Consider the following 19,157-nt stretch of genomic DNA (forward strand, 5'->3'; position numbering starts at 1 on the left):
CTTCGCCTGGTAGAGCGCGGCATCGGCGACCGCCGCAATTCGGCGACGTCGGCGCCATGATCCGGTGACAGCGCGATGCCGACGCTGGCGCCGATGCAGGCGTGCATTTCGCCGCTGAGCTCATAGGACAATGCGACCTCGCTGCAGGAAGATGCGGTTTGGTGCAGGTGTGGCGGTGGAGCGTGGGACCTAAGGCTGCGTCGAATGCAGGCTTCGAAGGGTGGGCAAAGCAAAGCGTGCCCACCATCTCGATCGACGAAGCTGAACGAGTTTGGTGGGCACGGCGCTTTGCGCCCTTGTCCACCTTACGAGATCTACGACACGGGGTGGGAGGCGATCACACCGCCTCCAGCTGATCCGCCGCGCGCTTCTTCTTCGACTTGGATTGGCCGAGCAGGGGGCCGGCCGTCAGCGCCGCCGTATCTGCGACGCCGGGATCACGCGAGATCATCGCGGCGACGATCGCGCCGTCGATCAGGAGGCCGAGCTGATGGGCGAGCACCGCGGGCTCGCTCGAGCCGAGCTCACCGGCGAGCTTCTCGATGTGGCCGAGCACGATCTTCTTGTGCTTCAGTGCGATGTTGCGGAACTGCTTGGCGTCCTTGTCGTGCTCGCCGACCGCGTTGATGAAGGGGCAGCCGTAGAAGCGCTCTTCGGCAAACCAGCTCTTCAGGGCCGGGAAGATGCGCGCCAGCTTGGCCTGCGCATCGCCGCCGCCGTCTTCCATGGCGCCGATGAACCATTCGCGCCATTGCTTGCCTTCGCTCTCCAGCACCGCGTTGACGAGGTTGGTCTTGGAGCCGAACAATTTGTAAAGCGTGGTCTTCGCGGTCCCGGCCTCTTCGATGATCGCATCGATGCCGGTGGCGTTGATTCCGTTCTTGCAGAACAAATGCGAGGCGGCGCTGAGCAGGCGCCCGCGCGCGGATTCGTCATCGCCCGCGCCTGAATGCGGCGCGTTCTTCTTCGACGACATCTTGTTCAGTGAGGGCTTTTTCAGTGAAGGTTTGGCCATGGATTGCAACTTAATCGCAGCCGCGCGGTATCATCAAGCCGCATCTGCTTCGCGCTAAAAAGATTCGCATCGGCCATCTCAGCTGCATCGCCTTTGAGCAGAGCGCGGCTGATCAATCCGCAGGCAGCCATCGCTAAGCGGCTCCAATGCCTCGCATTTCGTTTTCGGCCTCTTCTGGCACGCTCCATGCAAGGAAACAGACCGTTCGGTATCCTGCCGTTTTCCACGGCTGCCAGGGAGAAGATGATGACTGCCGTCGTTCAAAAGACAGTGCTGACGGGGTGCCTTGCGCCCATCGACAAGAATGGCCTCGAGCAACTGATCGCGAGCGGCAAGGCCAATCCGAAGGTCGTCAAGACCTTGAAGTGCAAGACGGTCGCGGAAGGCAAATTCCGTCACGCCAACTACATCCGCAATCTGCCGCCCTATATCGTCGACGAGCCGCCGGGCCTTTTGGGTGACGACACCGCGCCCAATCCGTCGGAAGCCTCGCTTGCCGCGCTCGGCTCGTGCCTCGCCGTCGGCCTGCACGCCAACGCCGTGCATCGCGGCTGGATCGTCAACAAGCTCGAGCTCGAGCTCGAAGGCGACCTCAACATCACCGCGGTCTGGGGCACCGGCGATACCTCGGACAAGCCGGTCGGCTTCACCGACGTGCGGGTCAAGGTCGACATGGCGTGCGAGGGCGTCTCGCAGGACGAGATCAACGCGCTGGTCGCCCATGTGAAGAAATGGTCGCCGGTCGCCAACACCTTCACGCGCCCGGTCAATCTCGAGGTCGGCGTCTAGCTGATCGCAACCAGGACAAGGTGCGGGAGACGATCATGGGTTCACTGGCTTTATCGCGGGCCGAAAGTTTGGATCAGCCCGCACCGTCCATTGCAGGGGAGGTGGCGCGGATCGCGCGCGAAGATCTCGCGCCGCTCGCCGCCGGCATCGACGACGGCTCGGTCTATCCGGCCGAGGTGTTGCGCAAGTTCGGTGCGGTCGGCGCCTGGGGCAGTCACGTGCCGCACGAAGGTCCCGCCGATTTGCGCTGCGCGATCCAGGCGATGGCCGCTATCGGCGAGGTCTGCGGCGCCACGGCTTTCATGGCCTGGTGCCAGAACACGCTGGTCTGGTACGCCGCCAACTCGACCAATCTGAAGCTCGCAAAGCGTTTCGGCGATGCCTTCTCGACCGGCCGCGTGCTCGGCGGCACCGGGCTCTCCAACCCGATGAAGAGCTTTTTCGGCATCGAGAAGCTGAAGCTGAAGGGGCGCAAGGTCGAGGGCGGTTATATCGTGCGCGGCGCGCTGCCCTGGGTCTCCAATCTCGGTCCCAATCATTATTTCGGCACCATCTTCGAGCGTGAGGACAATCAGGGTATCGCAAGCGGCGAGCCCGGCACGGTCATGTTCCTGGCCGATTGCTCCGATCCCGCGATCACGCTGACGCCGTGCAAGCCGTTCATGGCGATGGACGGCACCGGAACCTATGGCGTGCAGTTCCGCGACGTCTTCGTGCCGGATGAGCTGATCCTCGCCGATCCCGCCGGCCCCTTCGTCAAGAAGATCCGCGCCGGCTTCATCCTGCTGCAGGCCGGCATGGCGCTGGGGGTGATCCGCGACTGCATCAACATCATGGACGAGGTCGGTGGTCCGCTCGGCCATATCAACCGCTATCTGCCGCAGCAGCCGGTGCATTTCCGCGACCTCGCCGCCGAGCTCGAGGCCGAGACCATGGCGCTGGCGCGCGATCCCTACAACGAGGACGAGACCTACTGGCGCAAGGTGATCGCGCTGCGCCTGCGCGCAGGCGAGGCCAGTGTCGCGGCGGCGCATGCGGCGATGCTGCATTGTGGCGCGCGCGGCTACCTCAGGAGCCACCGCGCGCAGCGGCGGCTGCGCGAGGCCTATTTCGTCGCGATCGTCACGCCGGCCACCAAGCAGCTGCGCAAGATGCTCGCCGAGTCCTGAGCTTCACGAGTCCACCCCAGACCACCACTTAACCTCAACGGAGAGGCTGCCAATGACGGACGTTCTGATCTCTGCCAGCGAACTTGCCGATCTCTTGAAGCTCGAACCCTGTGTCGTCATCGACACCCGCAATCCCGATGCCTATGGCGCCGGGCATCTGCCGGGCGCGGTGAACGTGCACGAGATCTTCACGTTTCTCGCGACCTCGACGCCGGAAGGCATGAGCGAGCTGAAGACCAAATTCGCCGACGCCTTCGGCGCTGCCGGTCTCTCCGGCAAGGAGACCGCGGTGATCTACGAGCAGTCGATGAATTCCGGCTTCGGCCAGTCCTGCCGCGGCTATTATCTGCTCACCATGCTCGGCTATCCCAAGGTCAAGGTGCTGCATGGCGGCTTCGATGCGTGGTCGGCCGCGGGTCTTCCGGTGACCAAGGATGTCCCGGCGCCGGCGAAGGCCTCGTTCGCGATCGTGCCGGAAGCCGGCGAGATCCTGATCGACGCGAAGACCATGCTTGCCGCGGTCGGCAAGCCCGGCATCGCCATTCTCGACGTGCGCGATGTCGACGAATGGATCGGCGACAGCTCTTCGCCCTATGGCAAGGATTTCTGCCCGCGCAAGGGCCGCATCCCCGGCGCGGTGTGGCTGGAATGGTACCGCATGATGAAGCCGACCGCCGAAGGGCCCCGCTTCAAGTCCAAGGACGAGATTTTGGCCGAATGCGCTACCGTCGGCATCACGCCGACGACGCCAGTCTATCTCTACTGCTTCAAGGGTGCGCGCGCTTCGAACACCTTCCTGGCGCTGAAGAACGCCGGCGTGAAGGACGTGCGGATGTATTTCGGCTCCTGGAACGAATGGTCGCGTGACCCCTCGCTGCCGATCGAGCAGGGGTTGCCCATTGCTGCCCAGGTAACGGGCAAGGCGGCATAGAACCTGCATGTTTTCAATGGCCCGGCTGCGCAAGCGGTAGCCGGGCCACGATGGAATTCTGACCTGACGCGGCGGACAACGGCGTCCGCCGCGCAGTGTGACAAAGGGGCGCAGCAGCATGTCCATGTTCGACGATCCGTTCGATGCCGACCGCAATCTCGGGGCGGGCTGCGTTTGCGGCCAGCACCGTTCGGCGAGGGAGCACGAGCAGGCGGCGCTGCGCTGCGAGCCGGTCGAGAGCGAGGAGAAACGCTACGAGGGCGTGATTGCGTCGGCCGTGATGCGCGCGATGTTCCCGCAGGATGTGGCACGGCGGGCGTTTCTGAAGTCGGTCGGGGCGTCCACCGCACTGGCCGCGCTGTCGCAGTTCTTTCCGCTGCAGACCGCAACCGAAGTATTCGCGCAAGCCGGTGTGCCCGAGAAGAAGGACCTCAAGGTCGGCTTCATCCCGATTACTTGCGCCACGCCCATCATCATGGCGGCGCCGATGGGCTTCTATGCCAAGCACGGTCTCAACGTCGAGGTGGTCAAGACCGCCGGCTGGGCCGTGATCCGCGACAAGACCATCAACAAGGAATACGACGCCGCGCACATGCTGGCACCGATGCCGATCGCGATCTCGCTGGGCCTCGGTGCGAACGCCATTCCCTTTGCCGTGCCGGCGATCGAGAACATCAACGGGCAGGGCATCGTGCTGGCGGCCAAGCACAAGGACAAGCGCGACCCGAAGGACTGGAAGGGCCTGAAATTCGCGATCCCCTTCGACTATTCCATGCACAATTACCTGCTGCGCTATTATCTCGCCGAGCACGGGCTCGATCCCGATACCGACGTGCAGCTGCGCTCGGTGCCGCCGCCGGAGATGGTCGCCAATTTGCGTGCCGACAATATCGACGGCTTCCTCGCCCCCGACAACATCTGCCAGCGCGCGATCTATGACGGCGTCGGCTTCATGCATCTGTTGTCGAAGGAGATCTGGGACGGTCATCCCTGTTGCAGCTTCGCCGCCAGCCGCGAGTTCATCACGTCAGCGCCAAACAGCTTTGCGGCGCTGACCCGCGCCATCGTCGATGCGACCGCCTATGCCTCGAAGGCGGAGAACCGCAAGCAGATCGCGGAAGCCATCGCGCCGGCCAATTACATCAACGCGCCGGTGACGGTGCTGGAGCAGGTCTTGACCGGCACCTATGCCGACGGCCTCGGCGGCGTGAAGACCGATGCGAAGCGCGTCGATTTCGATCCATTCCCCTGGCAGTCCTTTGCGGTGTGGATGCTGACGCAGATGAAGCGCTGGGGCCAGATCAAGGGCGACGTCGACTACAAGGCGGTGGCCGAGCAGGTGTATCTGGCGACCGACACCAAGAAGCTGATGGCCGAGATGGGGCTCACACCGCCTGCGAGCGCGTACAAGTCGTTTGCGGTGATGGGCAAGACTTTCGATCCGGCCAAGCCGGAGGACTATGTCGCGAGCTTCAAGATCAGGAAGTCGTCGTGATGAGATCTCTCTCAGCATCGTCGTCCCGGCGAACGCCGAGACCCATACCGCGGAATCCATCGATTGCTATCGATGGGAGTACCGAACGACGAGTCTTCGCCAAACTTCTCCCTGGGGTTATGGGTCCCGGCGTTCGCCGGGACGACGGGCGGAGAGGTCTCGCGCGATGACTTCTTCTCTCCGCCTCCGCGCCGGTCTCGTCTCCATCGCGCTGCTCGCTGCATTCCTCGGCATCTGGCATCTCGCCACGCGCTCGACAGGCCCCGTCGCCACGATGAGCCCCGAATACGCCAAGCTGATGGGGCTGACCGCGACGCAGGGCAAATCGGCGATGCCCGGGCCGCTCGATGTCGGCGCCAAGTTGTGGGAGCATTTGCGGCGGCCGTTCTACGACAACGGGCCGAACGACAAGGGGCTCGGCATCCAGCTCGGCTACTCGATCGCGCGGGTCGGCACCGGCTATCTGCTGGCGGTGCTGGTCGCGATCCCGCTCGGATTTCTGATCGGCATGTCGCCGCTGCTGAGCAAGGCGCTCGATCCCTTCATCCAGGTGCTGAAGCCGATCTCGCCGTTGGCCTGGATGCCGCTCGCGCTCTACACCATCAAGGATTCCTCGATCTCGGCGATCTTCGTCATCTTCATCTGCTCGATCTGGCCGATGCTGCTCAATACCGTGTTCGGCGTTGCCAGCGTGCGCAAGGAATGGATCAACGTCGCGCGCACGCTCGAGGTCGGCACCATCAGGCGGGCCTTCACCGTGATCCTCCCCGCGGCGGCGCCGACGATCCTGACCGGCATGCGCATCTCGATCGGCATCGCCTGGCTCGTCATCGTCGCCGCCGAAATGCTCGTCGGCGGCACCGGCATCGGCTATTTCGTCTGGAACGAGTGGAATAATCTGTCGATCACCAACGTGATCATCGCGATCCTGCTGATCGGGATCGTCGGCATGCTGCTCGACCAGATCCTGGCGCGCTTCACGCGCATGGTCACGTTTCCGGAGTAGGGGCGATGACCGACAAATTCATCTCCATCGAAGCCATCGCGAAGCGCTATCCCGGCGCCGGCGGCGCCACGACCACCGTGTTCGAGAACCTGTGGCTGTCGATGGCGCGCGGCGAGTTTGCCTGCGTGATCGGGCATTCCGGCTGCGGCAAGACCACGGTGCTCAACATTCTCGCCGGCCTCGATGCGCCGAGCGAGGGCGCCGTCATCGTCGACGGGCAGGCGATTTCGGGCACCAGCCTCGACCGCGCCGTGATCTTCCAGAGCCACGCGCTCTTGCCCTGGCGCACCGTGCTCGGCAACGTCACCTATGCCGTCAGCTCGAAATGGCGGAGCTGGGACCGCGCCAAGGTGAAGGCGCACGCGCAGACCTTCATCGATCTCGTCGGCCTGACCGGCTCCGAGCACAAGCGGCCGTCAGAGCTGTCGGGCGGCATGAAGCAGCGCGTCGGCATCGCGCGTGCGCTCTCGATCACGCCGAAGATCATGCTGATGGACGAGCCGTTCTCGGCGCTGGACGCGCTGACGCGCGGCACGCTGCAGGACGAGGTGCGGCGCATTTGCCTCGAGACCGGGCAGACCGCGTTCATGATCAGCCATGATGTCGACGAGGCGATCTATCTCGCCGACAAGATCTTCCTGATGACCAACGGACCCGGTGCGGTGCTGGCCGAGGTCGTCGAGAACCCGCTGCCGAGGGACCGCGGCCGCACTGATCTGCACCGCCACCCGCTCTACTACGCACTGCGCAACCACATCATCGATTTCCTGGTGACGCGCAGCAAGACGTTTACCGCCGAGACACCCGATCACGATCCGCGTAATGTGCCGCTGGTGCATATCGGCAAGCCCGGACTGACGATCGCATCCAGTGGTGACGAGCAACGCCAGGCCTGGACGCCCGGGACCAGTCCCGGACTGACTGCTTGAAAAAGGAGACCCTGACATGAAACGCGAAGACCTCACTGAGAAGCTGCTCGACATCAAGCGCGAGAAGGGCTGGAGCTGGAAGCACATCTGCGACAAGATCGGGGGGTATTCCGAGGTCCTCATCGTCGGCGCCATCCTCGGCCAGATGAAATTGACGAAACCGCAGGCGGCCAATGTCGGCGAGCTGTTCGGCCTGTCGAAGGCGGAAGTTGCGATGCTCAACGAGGTGCCGATGCGCGGCACCGGCACGCCGATGCCGCCGACCGATCCCCTGATCTATCGCTTCTACGAAATGGTGATGGTGAACGGCCCGGCCTGGAAGGCGCTGATCGAGGAAGAATTCGGCGACGGCATCATGTCGGCGATCGACTTCGACATGGCCATGGAGCGCGTCGCCAACCCGAAGGGCGACCGCGTCAAGATCACCATGAGCGGCAAATTCCTGCCGTACAAATATTACGGCGCCAGCGGCAACGTGCCGGAATACGGCTTCAAGGAGGAGTGACCGACGCAGTTAACCGCTGGTGAAGCGGCGGCCCGGTGTTTGCGGTCCATGGTTTGCCTGACGGCAACCTCTGGAGGCTAGGTAACGGGCCTCGCTTCAACCACAGGTACCCGTGATGAAATTTCGCTCGCGTTTTGTCTTGGCAGGCGTTGGTCTGCTGGTCGTGATAGCTCCCGCCAAGGCCCAGTCCCAGCGTGTCATCGCCGAGCAAGGCGGCGGTGGTCTGCGGCAGGAAGGATCGGTGCGTGTGCAGACTTCGATCAACTTCTTTGTCGCCGGTCCGACCGGGGACAGCGAGGAGGCCCAGAAACTGCGCGACCGCGCGCGCCGCACAGTCTACGAGATGGCGGCGCGCGAATGTGATCTCCTGCGCGAGGTGCTCGCCCGCGATTGCCGGATGGAGTCGGTCAACACCAACATCAACCGGCAGTTCGGACCGCAACAAGCGGAGGGATTCAATATCAGCGGATCGATGGGTTTTCAGATCACGCTGAAATAGAGCCAGACGGCGGGGTCACTTCCCCGCCTTCACCTCGGCGGCCGCCACCGCGAGCAGCTCGCTCATCTTGGCGCGAATCGCCTGCTCGGTGACGGCGACGTTCTTGGCGGTGAAATCGGCCGTTATCTTGCGCAGGACGTCGGCATCGCCGGCCTCCTCGAAATCGGCCGCGACCACCTCCTTGGCATAGGCGGTGGCGGCATCGCCTGACATGCCGAGCTTTTCAGCCGCCCACAGCCCGAGCAGCCGGTTGCGGCGGGCCTCCGCCTTGAATTTCTGCTCCTCGTCGAGGGCGTATTTCTTCTCGAAACCTTCCTGGCGCTTGTCGAACTCGCTCATGCCTTGTTCCAAATCCCCTGCTGAATGGAGCGGGAGCCTTCCGTTGCGGCGACCCGACTGCATGCCTACATAGATAGCACGAATCGGCAAAACAACGGGCCGTTAAGCCGCAGGCAAGATGGTATAAGTTGGCGCCGGACGGCCGGATCGATTGTGCTCGGTCAGCCAATCGGATAGGTTGCCTGAAGGCTTGGTTCCCGTTCTGTTTCCAAGGGTTATGGACGGGGTTCCGGGTCGTTCACGGCAGCTCCGCTGTGGGTCGTAAATCCTAGTAACCGGAGCACACCAAATACATGGATTTCAACAAAACACGGTACATCCCCATGAGCCGGCGGCGTCGCATTTATGAAGGCAAGGCAAAGGTTCTGTATGAAGGCCCGGAGCCCGGTACCCTGATCCAGCACTTCAAGGACGACGCGACCGCGTTCAATGCGAAAAAGCATCAGGTAATCGAGGGCAAGGGCGTCCTCAACAACCGGATCTCGGAGTACCTGTTTCAGCACCTCAACGACATCGGGGTGCCGACCCACTTCATTCGCCGTCTCAACATGCGCGAGCAGTTGATTCGCGAGGTCGAGATCGTGCCGCTCGAGGTGGTGGTGCGGAACGTCGCCGCGGGCTCGCTGTCGCAGCGCCTCGGCATCGAAGAAGGCACCCAGCTGCCCCGTTCAATCATCGAATTCTACTACAAGAACGACCAGCTCAACGACCCCATGGTGTCGGAAGAGCACATCACGGCCTTCGGCTGGGCGACGCCCCAGGAGATCGACGACATCATGGCGCTCGCCATCCGCGTCAACGACTTCCTCACCGGCCTCTTCCTCGGAATCGGCATCCGCCTCGTCGACTTCAAGATGGAATGCGGACGTCTGTTCGAGAACGAGATGATGCGCATCATCGTCGCCGACGAGATCTCGCCGGATAGCTGCCGTCTGTGGGACATCAAGTCGAACGAGAAGCTCGACAAGGACCGTTTCCGCAGGGATCTCGGCGGCCTGCTCGAGGCCTATACTGAAGTTGCAAAACGTCTCGGCATCCTCATGGAGAACGAGCGTCCGCAGGGCTCCGGCCCGGTGCTGGTGAAGAGCTGAGGGGATTTTCGACGTGAAGGCACGTGTCACCGTTACCTTGAAGACGGGCATCCTCGATCCGCAAGGCAAGGCCATCGAAGGCGCGCTGAAGTCGCTCGGCGTCGACGGCGTCGCCAGCGTCCGCCAGGGCAAGGTGTTCGACATCGAGCTCGCCGGCGCCGACAAGACCAAGGCGGAAGCCGCGCTGAAGGAAGCCGCCGACAAGCTGTTGGCGAATACCGTGATCGAGAACTATCGGGTCGAAATCGTCTAGGGCTGTCCGCCATGGTAGCCCGGATCGCGCTTCGATCCATCCGGGCTACGAAGCGATTTCCTCATAGCCATCCGGCGCGACGAAAACGCCAGTACAGCGCGGTGCACGCCGTCAGCATCACGCCGAGCAGCATGTAATAGCCGTAGTCCCATTCCAGCTCCGGCATGTGCTTGAAGTTCATGCCGTAGATGCCGGCAAGCGCGGTCGGGATCGCGATGATCGCGAGCCAGGACGCGAGCTTCTTGGACACCGCCGTCTCCTGCGCCTGGCCGACCAGCAGGCTGGCCTCGAATGCGAAGGCCAGCACCTCGCGCATGGAATCGATGCGCTCCTGGATGTTGCGGACGTGGTCGGTGACGTCGCGAAATAGCGGCTGCATGGCCTGCCGCACCATCGACAGCTCGTCATGCTCCAGCCGGCGGCAGACCTCCACCAGCGGCCCGATCGCGTTGCGCAGCCGCAACAGGTCGCGGCGCAGCATGTAGAGCCGCTCGATCTGGGCTTTGCTGATCGCCTTGGACAGCACGTCGTCCTCGATACCCTCGACTTCGTCGTGAATGCTCTCGAGCACGGGCGAGTAATTGTCGACGATGAAATCGAGGATCGCATAGAGGATGTAATCCTCGCCGCGGGCGAGCGCCCGCGGGCAGCTTTCGCAGCGTTCGCGCACCGGCCTGTAGGACGTCGAGGCGCCGTGGCGCACCGAGACCAGATAACCTTCGCCGACGAAGATGTGGGTTTCGCCGAAGACGATGCGGCCCTCGACCAGCTGCGCCGTCCGCGCCACGATGAACAGGGCTTCGCCATATTGCTCGATCTTGGGCCGCTGATGGGCGTGGTTGGCGTCCTCGATCGCGAGTTCGTGCAGGTCGAATTGCTTCTGCACCGCGCCGAGCAGCGCCATGTCGGGCTCGTGCAGGCCGATCCAGACCACGTGGCCGGGCTTGGCCCGCCAGCTCGAGGCCTCGCTGATGGCGATATTGGCGATACGGCGGCCATCGACATAGGCGCCGGCGGCGACGACGCCCTCGGTGGACACGGGCTCGGAGGGGGACGTGGGCAGCGACGGGACGTTCATGGCTTCAATCCCGGGCAAGATCGTCGGGCAAAAGTGCCTCGGCTATGGCCTGTGTACAAGGCCGTCCGGCAAGGCTAGCACTGGTAAAATCCCCGTCAAATGGCTATGTCTCTTCGCGAATTGGCCCTTTGGCCAGCCCGATTCCCATCACCGTCGGAACTTTTGCCATGAAAGCCGCGATCCTCGTCTTTCCCGGAATCAACCGCGAACGCGACATGGCGCGGGCGCTGAGGATGATCTCGGGCAGCGAGCCGGCGATGGTCTGGCACGCCGAGCCGTCGCTGCCCGCGGGCACGGATCTCGTGGTGGTGCCGGGCGGCTTCTCCTACGGCGACTATTTGCGCTGCGGCGCCATCGCGGCACGCGCGCCGGTGATGGACGCGGTGCGCGACTATGCGGCCAAGGGCGGCCTCGTGCTCGGCGTCTGCAACGGTTTTCAGATCCTCTGCGAATCCGGCCTGTTGCCGGGCGTGTTGATGCGCAACGAGCGGCTGAAATTCATTTGCCATGACGTGCATCTGCGCGTCGAGCGGTCCGACACGCCGTTCACCCGCGGCTACAATGCCGGACAGGTGATCCGCGTGCCGGTCGCCCATGGCGAAGGCAATTACGAGGCGGACGAAGAGACCATCAAGCGGCTCGAAGGCGAGGGGCGGGTGCTCTATCGCTATTGCTCCGCCGAGGGCGTGGTGGACGAAGCTCACAACATCAACGGCGCCGCGCATTCGATCGCCGGCATCGTCAACGACAAGGGCAACGTGCTCGGCATGATGCCGCATCCGGAAAACCACGTCGAAGACATCATGGGCTGCACCGACGGCCGCGGCTTGTTCGCGGGCCTGACCGCGCATCTGGAAAAAGCCGCGTGATTGCGTTCGCGGTGAAGCGGGCTCTCGCTGCGATCGCGGCGCTGGCATTCGCGACGGCCGCGTTCGCGCAGGATTATCCAAAACGTCCGGTTACCATGATCGTGCCGTTCGCGGCCGGCGGCACCTCGGACGTGATCGCGCGCGCGGTGGCCGAGCAGATGGGCATCGCGCTCGGCCAGACCATCGTGATCGAGAACGTCGCCGGGGCCGGCGGCTCGACCGCGCTGGCGCGCGCCTCCCGTGCCGAGCCCGACGGCTACACCATCGCAATCGGCAATGCCGGCACCAATGCCGCGACCTACACGATCTATCCCAAGCTGCCGTTCACGCCTGATTCCTTCGTGCCGATCGCCATGGTGGCGAAGACGTTCGGCATCATCGCGCTGCGCAAGGACTTTCCGGCGAAGGACCTCAAGGAGTTCATCGCCTACGCCAAGGCCAATCCCGGCAAGATCAATCTCGGCCATGCCGGCGTCGGCTCCTCGAACTATCTGATCTGCAAGAGCTTCGTCACCGCCGCCAGCATCGACGCGACGCTGGTCGGCTATCGCGGCGCCGCGCCCGCGCTGACCGATGCCGTCGGCAGCCAGATCGACGGCGTCTGCGATGCGGCGGCCTCGGTCTCGCAATCGATCAACGAGAAGCTGGTGAAGGGGCTCGTGGTCGGCTCGACCGTGCGGCTCGCCACGCTGCCGGACCTGCCGACCTCGACGGAAGCGGGTCTGCCCGAATTCGAGGCGCAAGGCTGGAACGGTCTGTTCGCGCCCAAGGGCACGCCGCCGGCCGTGATTGCCAAGCTGAACGCCGCGGCGCGCACGGCCGTCGAGACCGACGCGGTCAAGAAGCGCTTTGCCGACCTGTCGACCGTTGCGCCCGATGCCAATGAGCATACGCCGGAGCTGCTGCAGCAGCTCGTGACACGGGACGTCGAAAAATATCGGAAAATGCTGGCGGACGACGCCAAGTAGTAGGCCGCTCCTGCCGGCTCCCGCATTGGCGGGAGTCGGCTTTGCGCGACTCAAGGAATCCGCGCGACGACCTTGATCTCGAAGTCGAACCCGGCAAGCCAATTCACGCCAACAGCCGTCCAATTCGGATAGGGCGCGTCGCCGATCTCGGTGCTGCGGACAGCCATCACCGTATCGATCTGTTGGGCAGGATTGGTGTGAAACGTGGTGACATCCACCACATCGTCCGCATTGCCTCGCCTTAATTGTTACCGGATCCTAAGCCGTTGCCTCACGTAAATTGCTCCCCTGGACCGGGAACGAGCGAGGGGCGGAGATGGGGTGGCTAAGCATGGCAACGCGGAAGGAACTGACGGCGGCGGCAGGCGTGCGCTATCGGCGGTCGGATCGCGCGAAGAAGGCGCGGATATTGGACGAGTTCGTCGACATCACCGGATTCCATCGGAAGCATGCGATGCGTCTACTTCGAAACCAGGAAGGCGTACATCCGGGCCGACGGGCGCGACGTCGGATATATAATGAAGCAGAACACACCGCACTCGTGCTGCTTTGGGAGGCGTCAGACCGCATCTGCGGGAAGCGACTGAAAGCATTAATGCCCGCGCTGATTGAGGCGATGGAACGGTACGGGCACCTCGACCTTGCCCCTGAGATTCGCACCAAACTTTTGGCGATGAGCGCTGCGACGATCGACCGCGCCTTGGTGCGGGTTCGAGAAAAATTGGGTCGCAAGCGCCGGCGGCACGCGGGGCATTCCCTGCGTCGCAGTATTCCAATACGGACTTCGGCAGATTGGAATGATCCGGCGCCGGGATTCGTCGAGGCCGACCTTGTAGCGCATAGCGGTCCATCTGCGCGCGGCAGCTTCATCCAGACCCTCGTGCTCACCGACATTGCTACCGGCTGGACAGAGTGCGCACCTCTGATCGTGCGCGAACAGACGCTGGTGAGCACGGTGCTGACGGAATTGCGCAAGCAATTGCCTTTTGCGCTGCTCGGCTTCGACACGGACAATGACACCGTGTTCATGAATGAGACGTTGAAGGCCTACTGCGAGGCGGCCAACATTGTCTTCACGCGTTGCCGTCCCTACCGGAAGAATGACCAGGCGTTCGTCGAGCAAAAGAACGGCGCCGTCGTGCGCAGGATGGTCGGCTATCGTAGGTTCGAAGGCCTGGAGGCGGCCAAGCTACTGGCGGAACTCTATCGGTCAGCGCGGCTGTTCGTAAACTTCTTCCAACCTTCGTTCAAACTGTTAGCCAAGCAGCGCGACGGTGCTCGTGTACGTAAGACATACAGCGCGCCGGCAACACCCCACCAGCGCCTGTCAGCGGACGCCCGCACGCCTGATGCGGTCCGCCACCATCTCCAGGAAATCTATACCGCTCTCGATCCGGTCACGTTGTTGCGCGACATCCGCGACGTGCAGGAGCGCCTCGCGGCGCTCGCGGATATCCAACCATCCGCCCATCCTGCTGCGGCATCACAATCGATTGATCGCTTCCTGGCAAGCCTGCGAACGGCCTGGAAGGACGGCGCCACGCGCCCGACGGATCGGCCAATCGTGAAGGCTAAAAGGGGCCGGCGTCGTCCCGATCCGCTTATCCGGGCAACGTCAGATTTGAGAAAATGGTTTGAAGCCGAGCCTTGGCGGACCGGCAGCGAACTGCTCTCGCGCCTGCAGGTGGAATATCCTGGAGACTATCCGAACAAGCTTCTTCGAACCCTTCAACGTCGGTTGAAATCCTGGCGCAGCGAGCAAGCGAATGCGCTGCTGTTTGCTTCAGAAAAAATGCCGCCAGGGCATGAGGTCACAACACCCCAATGACGTGCGAGGTGCCAGCGGAGGAGGCCGGGCGCTCCGAAACCCCGGCCATCTCCGCACCCGGCCTCCTCCTCAACTCAGGCCAGGAGCAAAATAAATGAGGCAACTGATCGCGCCCGGGAGCATCGATATGTGAGGCAATACGCGTCCAGCGTGCATCCGGCAGCTGCGAGCACCGCGCGCAAATTGGCAAACGCACGCCGGACCTGGTCCTCGAACACGGGCTCGGGTGAGCCGTCCTCGCGGCTGCCGACCTGTCCCGAGACGAACAGCAAGTCGCCGGACCGGATCGCGGCCGAATACCGATGAGCTTCATAAAGTGCGTGACGGTGAGCAGGGAAGATGGCCTCGCGCTGGAGCATGTGACTGTGCCTTTCGAAAGATCAGGGGCAGGGACCGCGAATTGCCTTGCGGCGCCGGTCGTGACATTGTTCATATACGGTTCGTATGTGAGCTTATTGCTCACATACGGGGCGTATGTCAACAGAAAATGGGTCGAGCATGATCGAGGGAAAACGTGCCGCAGCCATGGCGGAAAATCGGGCCAAGCTCATCCGCGCTGCGCGCAAGGCTTTCGCCACGCAGGGTTATGCAGAAGCGTCGATGGATGAGCTGACGGCCTCGGTCGGGCTGACACGGGGCGCGCTCTATCACAATTTCGAGGACAAGAAGGGGCTGCTCTGGGCCGTCGTCGCGCAGATCGATGGCGAAATGGCGGAGCGGCTGCGCGCGATCCGGGAGCAAGCGCCAACCTTGTGGCAGGGCCTGCTTGCAGAGGGCAGTGCCTATATCGAAATGGCGCTCGATCCTGAAATTCAGCGCATCATGCTTCTGGATGGACCTGCCGTACTCGGTGATCCGTCCAAATGGCCCGGCGAGAACGCCTGCCTGGATATCACCATGCGAACGATCCGGTCACTGATCGACGAGAAGGTGGTGAAGCCTTTGGATGTTGAAGCAGCCGGGCGACTGCTGAACGGCGCCGCGCTCAGTGCCGCATTATGGGTCGCCGCAGCCAACGATCCGAAAGTCGTGCTGAACAAGGCCGTGGACGCGTTTCGACAGTTGGCGAGCGGATTGCTGCGCGACTCGAATGGCCGCGCATGATGCAAATTTCGCTCGTGAACCTCCGTCACGCTTGAGGCGACTGACTCCTCGTCGCCATCACGGCGCGTGCGTCCGGGGTCGCTGATTTTCTGCAAGGGGAGCAACTCAAAGTTGTTCCGCCGCTGCAATTGCGATATCACGGAGCGTGCGCTGTCGCTGTGCCCGTGGATGTCACATGCCCGTTGCCCTGATCGTTCTGCTGCTCGATCTCACGCTGATCTATCACGCCTCGCGAACCGGGCGGTTGCGGCCCTGGGCCTTCATTATCCTGCTGGTGCCGATGATGGGCGCGCTCGCCTATATCGCGGTCTAGCTCATTCCCGAATGGTTTTCCAGTCACGGTGCCCGGCAGGCGCGCCAGCGCGTCGCCAACCGGCTCGATCCGGAGAAGCGTATCGCGAATTGTCGGACCGGCTGGCTGACGCCGACACCATCGCCAACCGCGCGGCGCTGGCGGACGAGTGCGCGAATATCGGCCGGTTCGCTGAGGCCGAGCAGCATTATGACCACATCCTGAAGCTGCCGATGGGGCACGATCCCGCCTATGCGTTTCGCAAGGCGCAGGCCGAGTTTTCCGCCAAGCGTCCGGCCGACGCGCTTACGACGCTCGACGATCTCCAGAAACAATGGCCCGACTTCGATTCCGCGGATGCGCATCTGCTCTACGCCCGCGCGCTCGTCGAGGTCGGCCGGACCGACGAGGCGCTGGAGGAATATCACGCTCTCGCCGGCTACTACCCCGGCGCCGAAGCGCGGGTGCGCTACGGCCTGCTGCTGCAGGTGGTCGGCCGCACCGCCGAGGCGCGAATGGTCTTCAACGAGTTGCTGATCCAGATGCGCCGCGCACCGAAATATCTGCGCAACGCGCAGGCGGAATGGCTGTCGATCGCCGAGAAGCAATTGTCGGCGTCGCGCTAGTTGCCTTCGCGCTTTAGAACCAGCGCGAAATTCCGGCAAACGCGACCAGGTCAACGAGGTAATGCGCGAGCACGACCGGCCAAAGGGCGCCTGACCGCCGATACATCACCATGAAAAGGATGCCGAATATTGTGGCGAGAAGGATGTTCCCGACCCCGGACCACCAATGATGGGCACCGAACATGAGAGAACTGATGAGAACGGCAAAGGCGCCGTCACCCAGGTAAGGTCGGGCGGTGTTCCGAAGCAATCGCCTGAAGATGATCTCTTCGCTGGCCGCGATCAGTATCAGGCCAACGACAAGATCGAAGACGTTGAGCCAGCCGATTGGGTGCGGATACTTGCCGACGATGGTCGCCGGAAATGTCGCATTCATGAGACGTAGCGGCCACTGACCCAACCGGTCCAGCAGCACTGACCCAGCAATCCAGACCCCGATTTCGAGTAGAGAGATCCGGCGTTTCTCCCTGCGATAGGCGATAGCGCGTGCTGCCGGAATCGCCGCAAGGATGACCAGAGCGGCGACTCGGCCGGCATAGTCCCAGACGAGCCAGCCCGCGGCACTATGCTGATGCAGTCGCATCAGTTGGGATGCAACGAGCGGGAAGAGCGCGAGCGCAAATCACCAGAGGCTGGGCGCGCGATCGGCCTTTGAATCGCCAATGGCGTCCGGTGAACGACTTTCCATGCTGGGCCCTGAGGGAGGGATGCGTCACGACAGGCTTGCGCCCGACTACCTCATATTCGTCCCGCGTGTGTCAATCGAGCTATGCCCGCGCTGGCGCTCAAAGCCCGCGCAATCGGCCTAGCGCAGCTTGAACTTCTCCGCCGGCACGGTCATCGCGGCGACACCCGCCATCACCAGCACTAGCCCCAGCGCCAGGTTCGACGGCACGCTCTCGCCGAGCAGCAGCACGGAGAGGCCGACGCCGATCGGAATGCGCAGATACCCTTGCGCATTCGTGGTCAGCGTACCGAGGCGGCCGAGGCAGACGTAGAACAGCATCAAGCCCAGCGCGCTGGAGACGATGCCCATGACGATGGTGGCGACGATCGCGGTCGGCGTCGGCTGCAGCGTCCAGGGCTGGTCGATGATCAGCGATGGCGGCAGCAGGATGAGACCGCCGAACAATAGCGAGCCGGCCGCCACCACCATCGGGTCGTATTCGGAGAGGCGAAGGCCGAAGATCGTGGCGCAGGCAAAGGAGATGGTGGCGAGCAGGATCGCGATCTCCGCCACGATCTCGGTCCCGAAGCCGCGCAGTGCATCGAGGCCGACGATGAGAATGGTGCCGGCGAGGCCGAGGATCGCGCCGGCGAGCTTGAGCAGCGTTGCCGGCTCATGCCGGGTGATCAGCGAGGTGATCAGGAAGGCGAAGATCGGCGTGGTCGAGGCCAGCACCACGGTGTTCGACGCCGGCACATAGAGCTGCGACCAGGTGATGATCAGGAACGGAAAGGTCGAGTTGATCAGCTGCTGGGTCGCGAACAGCTTCCACGCCTTCGCGTCGGTCGGGACGCTGATGCCGCGCATCCACAGGATCGCGAACAGGAAGGCAGCCGCGATCAGCGAGCGTGCCGAGATGAAGGTGATGGGCGGGACGGTAGGAAGCGCCAGCTTGGCCAGCGGGTAGGTCGAGCTCCAGCAGCAGGCGAGCGCGAGCAGCAGCGCATAGTCGCGCCAGTTGCGCGCGCCGGTGGCGGCCATGGCCGGCAACGGCGATGAAACGGAGGCCGCTGAGCGCCCCGCCTCCGATGTGCTCTGCGGCACCTTGTTCCTGCTCCCCGGCGCGACAGCGCTTGCCGGGAAGTCTGGGCGAGGGGGCGCGAAAAGGGAAGGCGCCGAGCTATGCGTTTGGCTGAGGTAGCGCCTTCCGCTTCATCCGCTTGATCGTGCCGGAAAAGGTGAGCAGCACCCGCGTCCCGGACATCATCTTGCCGCGCAGGAAGATCAGCGAGCCGCCGGCGCGGGTGACCTCGCCGGTGCATTCGATCAGCTCGCCCTCGCGTGCCGCGTCGAGGAATTCACAGGCAAAATTGGTCGTCACCGCCCGGCTGTCCAGGACATGGGTGGCGATCGCAAACAGGGAGTAGTCGGCAAAGGCCATGTAGCAGCCGCCGTGGACGTTCCCGGAGCCGTTAAGGTGCTTTTTCTCGACCCGGAAGGCGCTGCGGACGTTGCCATCCGCCTCGATCCGGTGCCAGAAGGGGCCGACATGGGACTCAAAACTGTCGCGAATCCAGGTCCGCCAGCCCACAAACTCGCCCTCGGTGGCGACGTGGAGGTCAGGGCGGCGGGGTAGGGGCGCTTTGGTCAATTCGTGCAAGGAAATGGGCCTTCAATTGCGGGTCTTCAGCCCTTAAATCCGAT

20 protein-coding genes and 3 pseudogenes are annotated in these 19,157 nt (G+C 63.3%); 15 read left to right on the forward strand and 8 right to left on the reverse strand.

Annotated elements, in window-relative coordinates; translation table 11 throughout:
• Positions 1-337: 337 nt before the first annotated feature.
• Positions 338-1,015, reverse strand: coding sequence for a TetR/AcrR family transcriptional regulator (locus CIT37_RS15170; RefSeq protein ID WP_038948066.1), 678 nt, complete (start codon positions 1,013-1,015; stop codon positions 338-340).
• 246 nt (positions 1,016-1,261) lie between these two features.
• Between CIT37_RS15170 and CIT37_RS15175 the strand changes: the two genes are divergently transcribed.
• The 8 genes from CIT37_RS15175 to CIT37_RS15210 all read left to right on the forward strand — a co-directional run bounded on the left by CIT37_RS15175 (position 1,262) and on the right by CIT37_RS15210 (position 8,338).
• Entirely contained in the window at positions 1,262-1,804 is a 543-nt protein-coding gene (locus tag CIT37_RS15175) for an OsmC family protein (protein ID WP_028142832.1), read from the forward strand.
• 35 nt (positions 1,805-1,839) lie between these two features.
• Entirely contained in the window at positions 1,840-2,973 is a 1,134-nt protein-coding gene (locus CIT37_RS15180) for an acyl-CoA dehydrogenase family protein (protein WP_161966414.1), read from the forward strand.
• Positions 2,974-3,025: 52 nt separating this feature from the next.
• Positions 3,026-3,904, forward strand: a complete 879-nt coding sequence (locus CIT37_RS15185) for a sulfurtransferase (RefSeq protein WP_028142834.1) — start codon at positions 3,026-3,028, stop codon at positions 3,902-3,904.
• A 118-nt stretch (positions 3,905-4,022) separates the two neighbouring features.
• A complete protein-coding gene (locus tag CIT37_RS15190; protein ID WP_028142835.1) occupies positions 4,023-5,399 on the forward strand; it encodes a CmpA/NrtA family ABC transporter substrate-binding protein in 1,377 nt (458 codons plus the stop codon).
• A gap of 166 nt (positions 5,400-5,565) precedes the next feature.
• Positions 5,566-6,405 carry a nitrate ABC transporter permease gene (gene ntrB / locus CIT37_RS15195; RefSeq protein WP_038948064.1) on the forward strand — a complete coding sequence of 280 codons (840 nt, stop codon included), beginning with the start codon at positions 5,566-5,568 and terminating at the stop codon, positions 6,403-6,405.
• Positions 6,406-6,410: 5 nt separating this feature from the next.
• Entirely contained in the window at positions 6,411-7,334 is a 924-nt protein-coding gene (locus CIT37_RS15200) for an ABC transporter ATP-binding protein (RefSeq protein ID WP_038948063.1), read from the forward strand.
• A gap of 16 nt (positions 7,335-7,350) precedes the next feature.
• Complete coding sequence (cynS, locus tag CIT37_RS15205; RefSeq protein ID WP_095425247.1) at positions 7,351-7,839, forward strand: cyanase; 489 nt, start codon at positions 7,351-7,353, stop codon at positions 7,837-7,839.
• A 115-nt stretch (positions 7,840-7,954) separates the two neighbouring features.
• Positions 7,955-8,338, forward strand: a complete 384-nt coding sequence (locus tag CIT37_RS15210) for a hypothetical protein (protein WP_028142838.1) — start codon at positions 7,955-7,957, stop codon at positions 8,336-8,338.
• A 15-nt stretch (positions 8,339-8,353) separates the two neighbouring features.
• Here CIT37_RS15210 and CIT37_RS15215 read toward each other — a convergent pair whose 3' ends face one another.
• Positions 8,354-8,677 carry a DUF1476 domain-containing protein gene (locus CIT37_RS15215; RefSeq protein WP_028142839.1) on the reverse strand — a complete coding sequence of 108 codons (324 nt, stop codon included), beginning with the start codon at positions 8,675-8,677 and terminating at the stop codon, positions 8,354-8,356.
• A 323-nt stretch (positions 8,678-9,000) separates the two neighbouring features.
• Here CIT37_RS15215 and purC point away from each other — a divergent pair, with 323 nt between their 5' ends.
• Both purC and purS read left to right on the forward strand, forming a co-directional pair.
• The gene (gene purC, locus CIT37_RS15220) at positions 9,001-9,768 is read left to right on the forward strand and encodes a phosphoribosylaminoimidazolesuccinocarboxamide synthase (RefSeq protein WP_173015815.1); all 768 of its coding nucleotides are present in this window, start codon (positions 9,001-9,003) and stop codon (positions 9,766-9,768) included.
• Positions 9,769-9,781: 13 nt separating this feature from the next.
• Positions 9,782-10,021: a phosphoribosylformylglycinamidine synthase subunit PurS gene (gene purS / locus CIT37_RS15225; protein ID WP_028142840.1), complete on the forward strand. Its 240-nt coding sequence runs from the start codon at positions 9,782-9,784 to the stop codon at positions 10,019-10,021.
• A 61-nt stretch (positions 10,022-10,082) separates the two neighbouring features.
• Here purS and CIT37_RS15230 read toward each other — a convergent pair whose 3' ends face one another.
• A complete protein-coding gene (locus tag CIT37_RS15230; protein WP_028142841.1) occupies positions 10,083-11,099 on the reverse strand; it encodes a magnesium and cobalt transport protein CorA in 1,017 nt (338 codons plus the stop codon).
• A 167-nt stretch (positions 11,100-11,266) separates the two neighbouring features.
• On the opposite strand from CIT37_RS15230, the gene purQ reads away from it, so the two are divergent.
• Entirely contained in the window at positions 11,267-11,968 is a 702-nt protein-coding gene (purQ, locus tag CIT37_RS15235) for a phosphoribosylformylglycinamidine synthase subunit PurQ (protein WP_028142842.1), read from the forward strand.
• Positions 11,965-12,936, forward strand: a complete 972-nt coding sequence (locus CIT37_RS15240) for a tripartite tricarboxylate transporter substrate binding protein BugD (protein WP_028142843.1) — start codon at positions 11,965-11,967, stop codon at positions 12,934-12,936. Before purQ ends, CIT37_RS15240 begins: the two co-directional genes overlap by 4 nt.
• A gap of 50 nt (positions 12,937-12,986) precedes the next feature.
• Here CIT37_RS15240 and CIT37_RS15245 read toward each other — a convergent pair.
• Positions 12,987-13,163 (reverse strand): annotated as a pseudogene (locus CIT37_RS15245) (Rid family hydrolase); the annotation flags it as partial.
• 89 nt (positions 13,164-13,252) lie between these two features.
• On the opposite strand from CIT37_RS15245, the gene CIT37_RS15250 reads away from it, so the two are divergent.
• Positions 13,253-14,764, forward strand: coding sequence for an ISNCY-like element ISBj12 family transposase (locus CIT37_RS15250; protein WP_011084703.1), 1,512 nt, complete (start codon positions 13,253-13,255; stop codon positions 14,762-14,764).
• Positions 14,765-14,907: 143 nt separating this feature from the next.
• Here CIT37_RS15250 and CIT37_RS15255 read toward each other — a convergent pair.
• Positions 14,908-15,123 (reverse strand): annotated as a pseudogene (locus CIT37_RS15255) (Rid family hydrolase); the annotation flags it as partial.
• A gap of 139 nt (positions 15,124-15,262) precedes the next feature.
• On the opposite strand from CIT37_RS15255, the gene CIT37_RS15260 reads away from it, so the two are divergent.
• Together CIT37_RS15260 and CIT37_RS15265 are read left to right on the forward strand one after the other, a co-directional pair.
• Positions 15,263-15,868: a TetR/AcrR family transcriptional regulator gene (locus tag CIT37_RS15260; protein ID WP_028142845.1), complete on the forward strand. Its 606-nt coding sequence runs from the start codon at positions 15,263-15,265 to the stop codon at positions 15,866-15,868.
• A 175-nt stretch (positions 15,869-16,043) separates the two neighbouring features.
• Positions 16,044-16,786 (forward strand): annotated as a pseudogene (locus CIT37_RS15265) (tetratricopeptide repeat protein).
• A gap of 13 nt (positions 16,787-16,799) precedes the next feature.
• Here the strand turns inward: CIT37_RS15265 and CIT37_RS15270 are convergent.
• The 3 genes from CIT37_RS15270 to CIT37_RS15280 all read right to left on the reverse strand — a co-directional run bounded on the left by CIT37_RS15270 (position 16,800) and on the right by CIT37_RS15280 (position 19,113).
• Positions 16,800-17,369 (reverse strand): CPBP family intramembrane glutamic endopeptidase, encoded by a 570-nt coding sequence (locus CIT37_RS15270; RefSeq protein ID WP_244611246.1) that lies wholly within the window; start codon positions 17,367-17,369, stop codon positions 16,800-16,802.
• A gap of 222 nt (positions 17,370-17,591) precedes the next feature.
• Complete coding sequence (locus CIT37_RS15275) at positions 17,592-18,557, reverse strand: DMT family transporter (protein ID WP_028142848.1); 966 nt, start codon at positions 18,555-18,557, stop codon at positions 17,592-17,594.
• Positions 18,558-18,633: 76 nt separating this feature from the next.
• Positions 18,634-19,113 carry a PaaI family thioesterase gene (locus tag CIT37_RS15280; RefSeq protein ID WP_161966415.1) on the reverse strand — a complete coding sequence of 160 codons (480 nt, stop codon included), beginning with the start codon at positions 19,111-19,113 and terminating at the stop codon, positions 18,634-18,636.
• Positions 19,114-19,157 lie beyond the last annotated feature (44 nt).

This window comes from Bradyrhizobium ottawaense (genome assembly GCF_002278135.3).
In the GTDB taxonomy this organism is placed as follows: Bacteria; Pseudomonadota; Alphaproteobacteria; order Rhizobiales; family Xanthobacteraceae; genus Bradyrhizobium; species Bradyrhizobium ottawaense.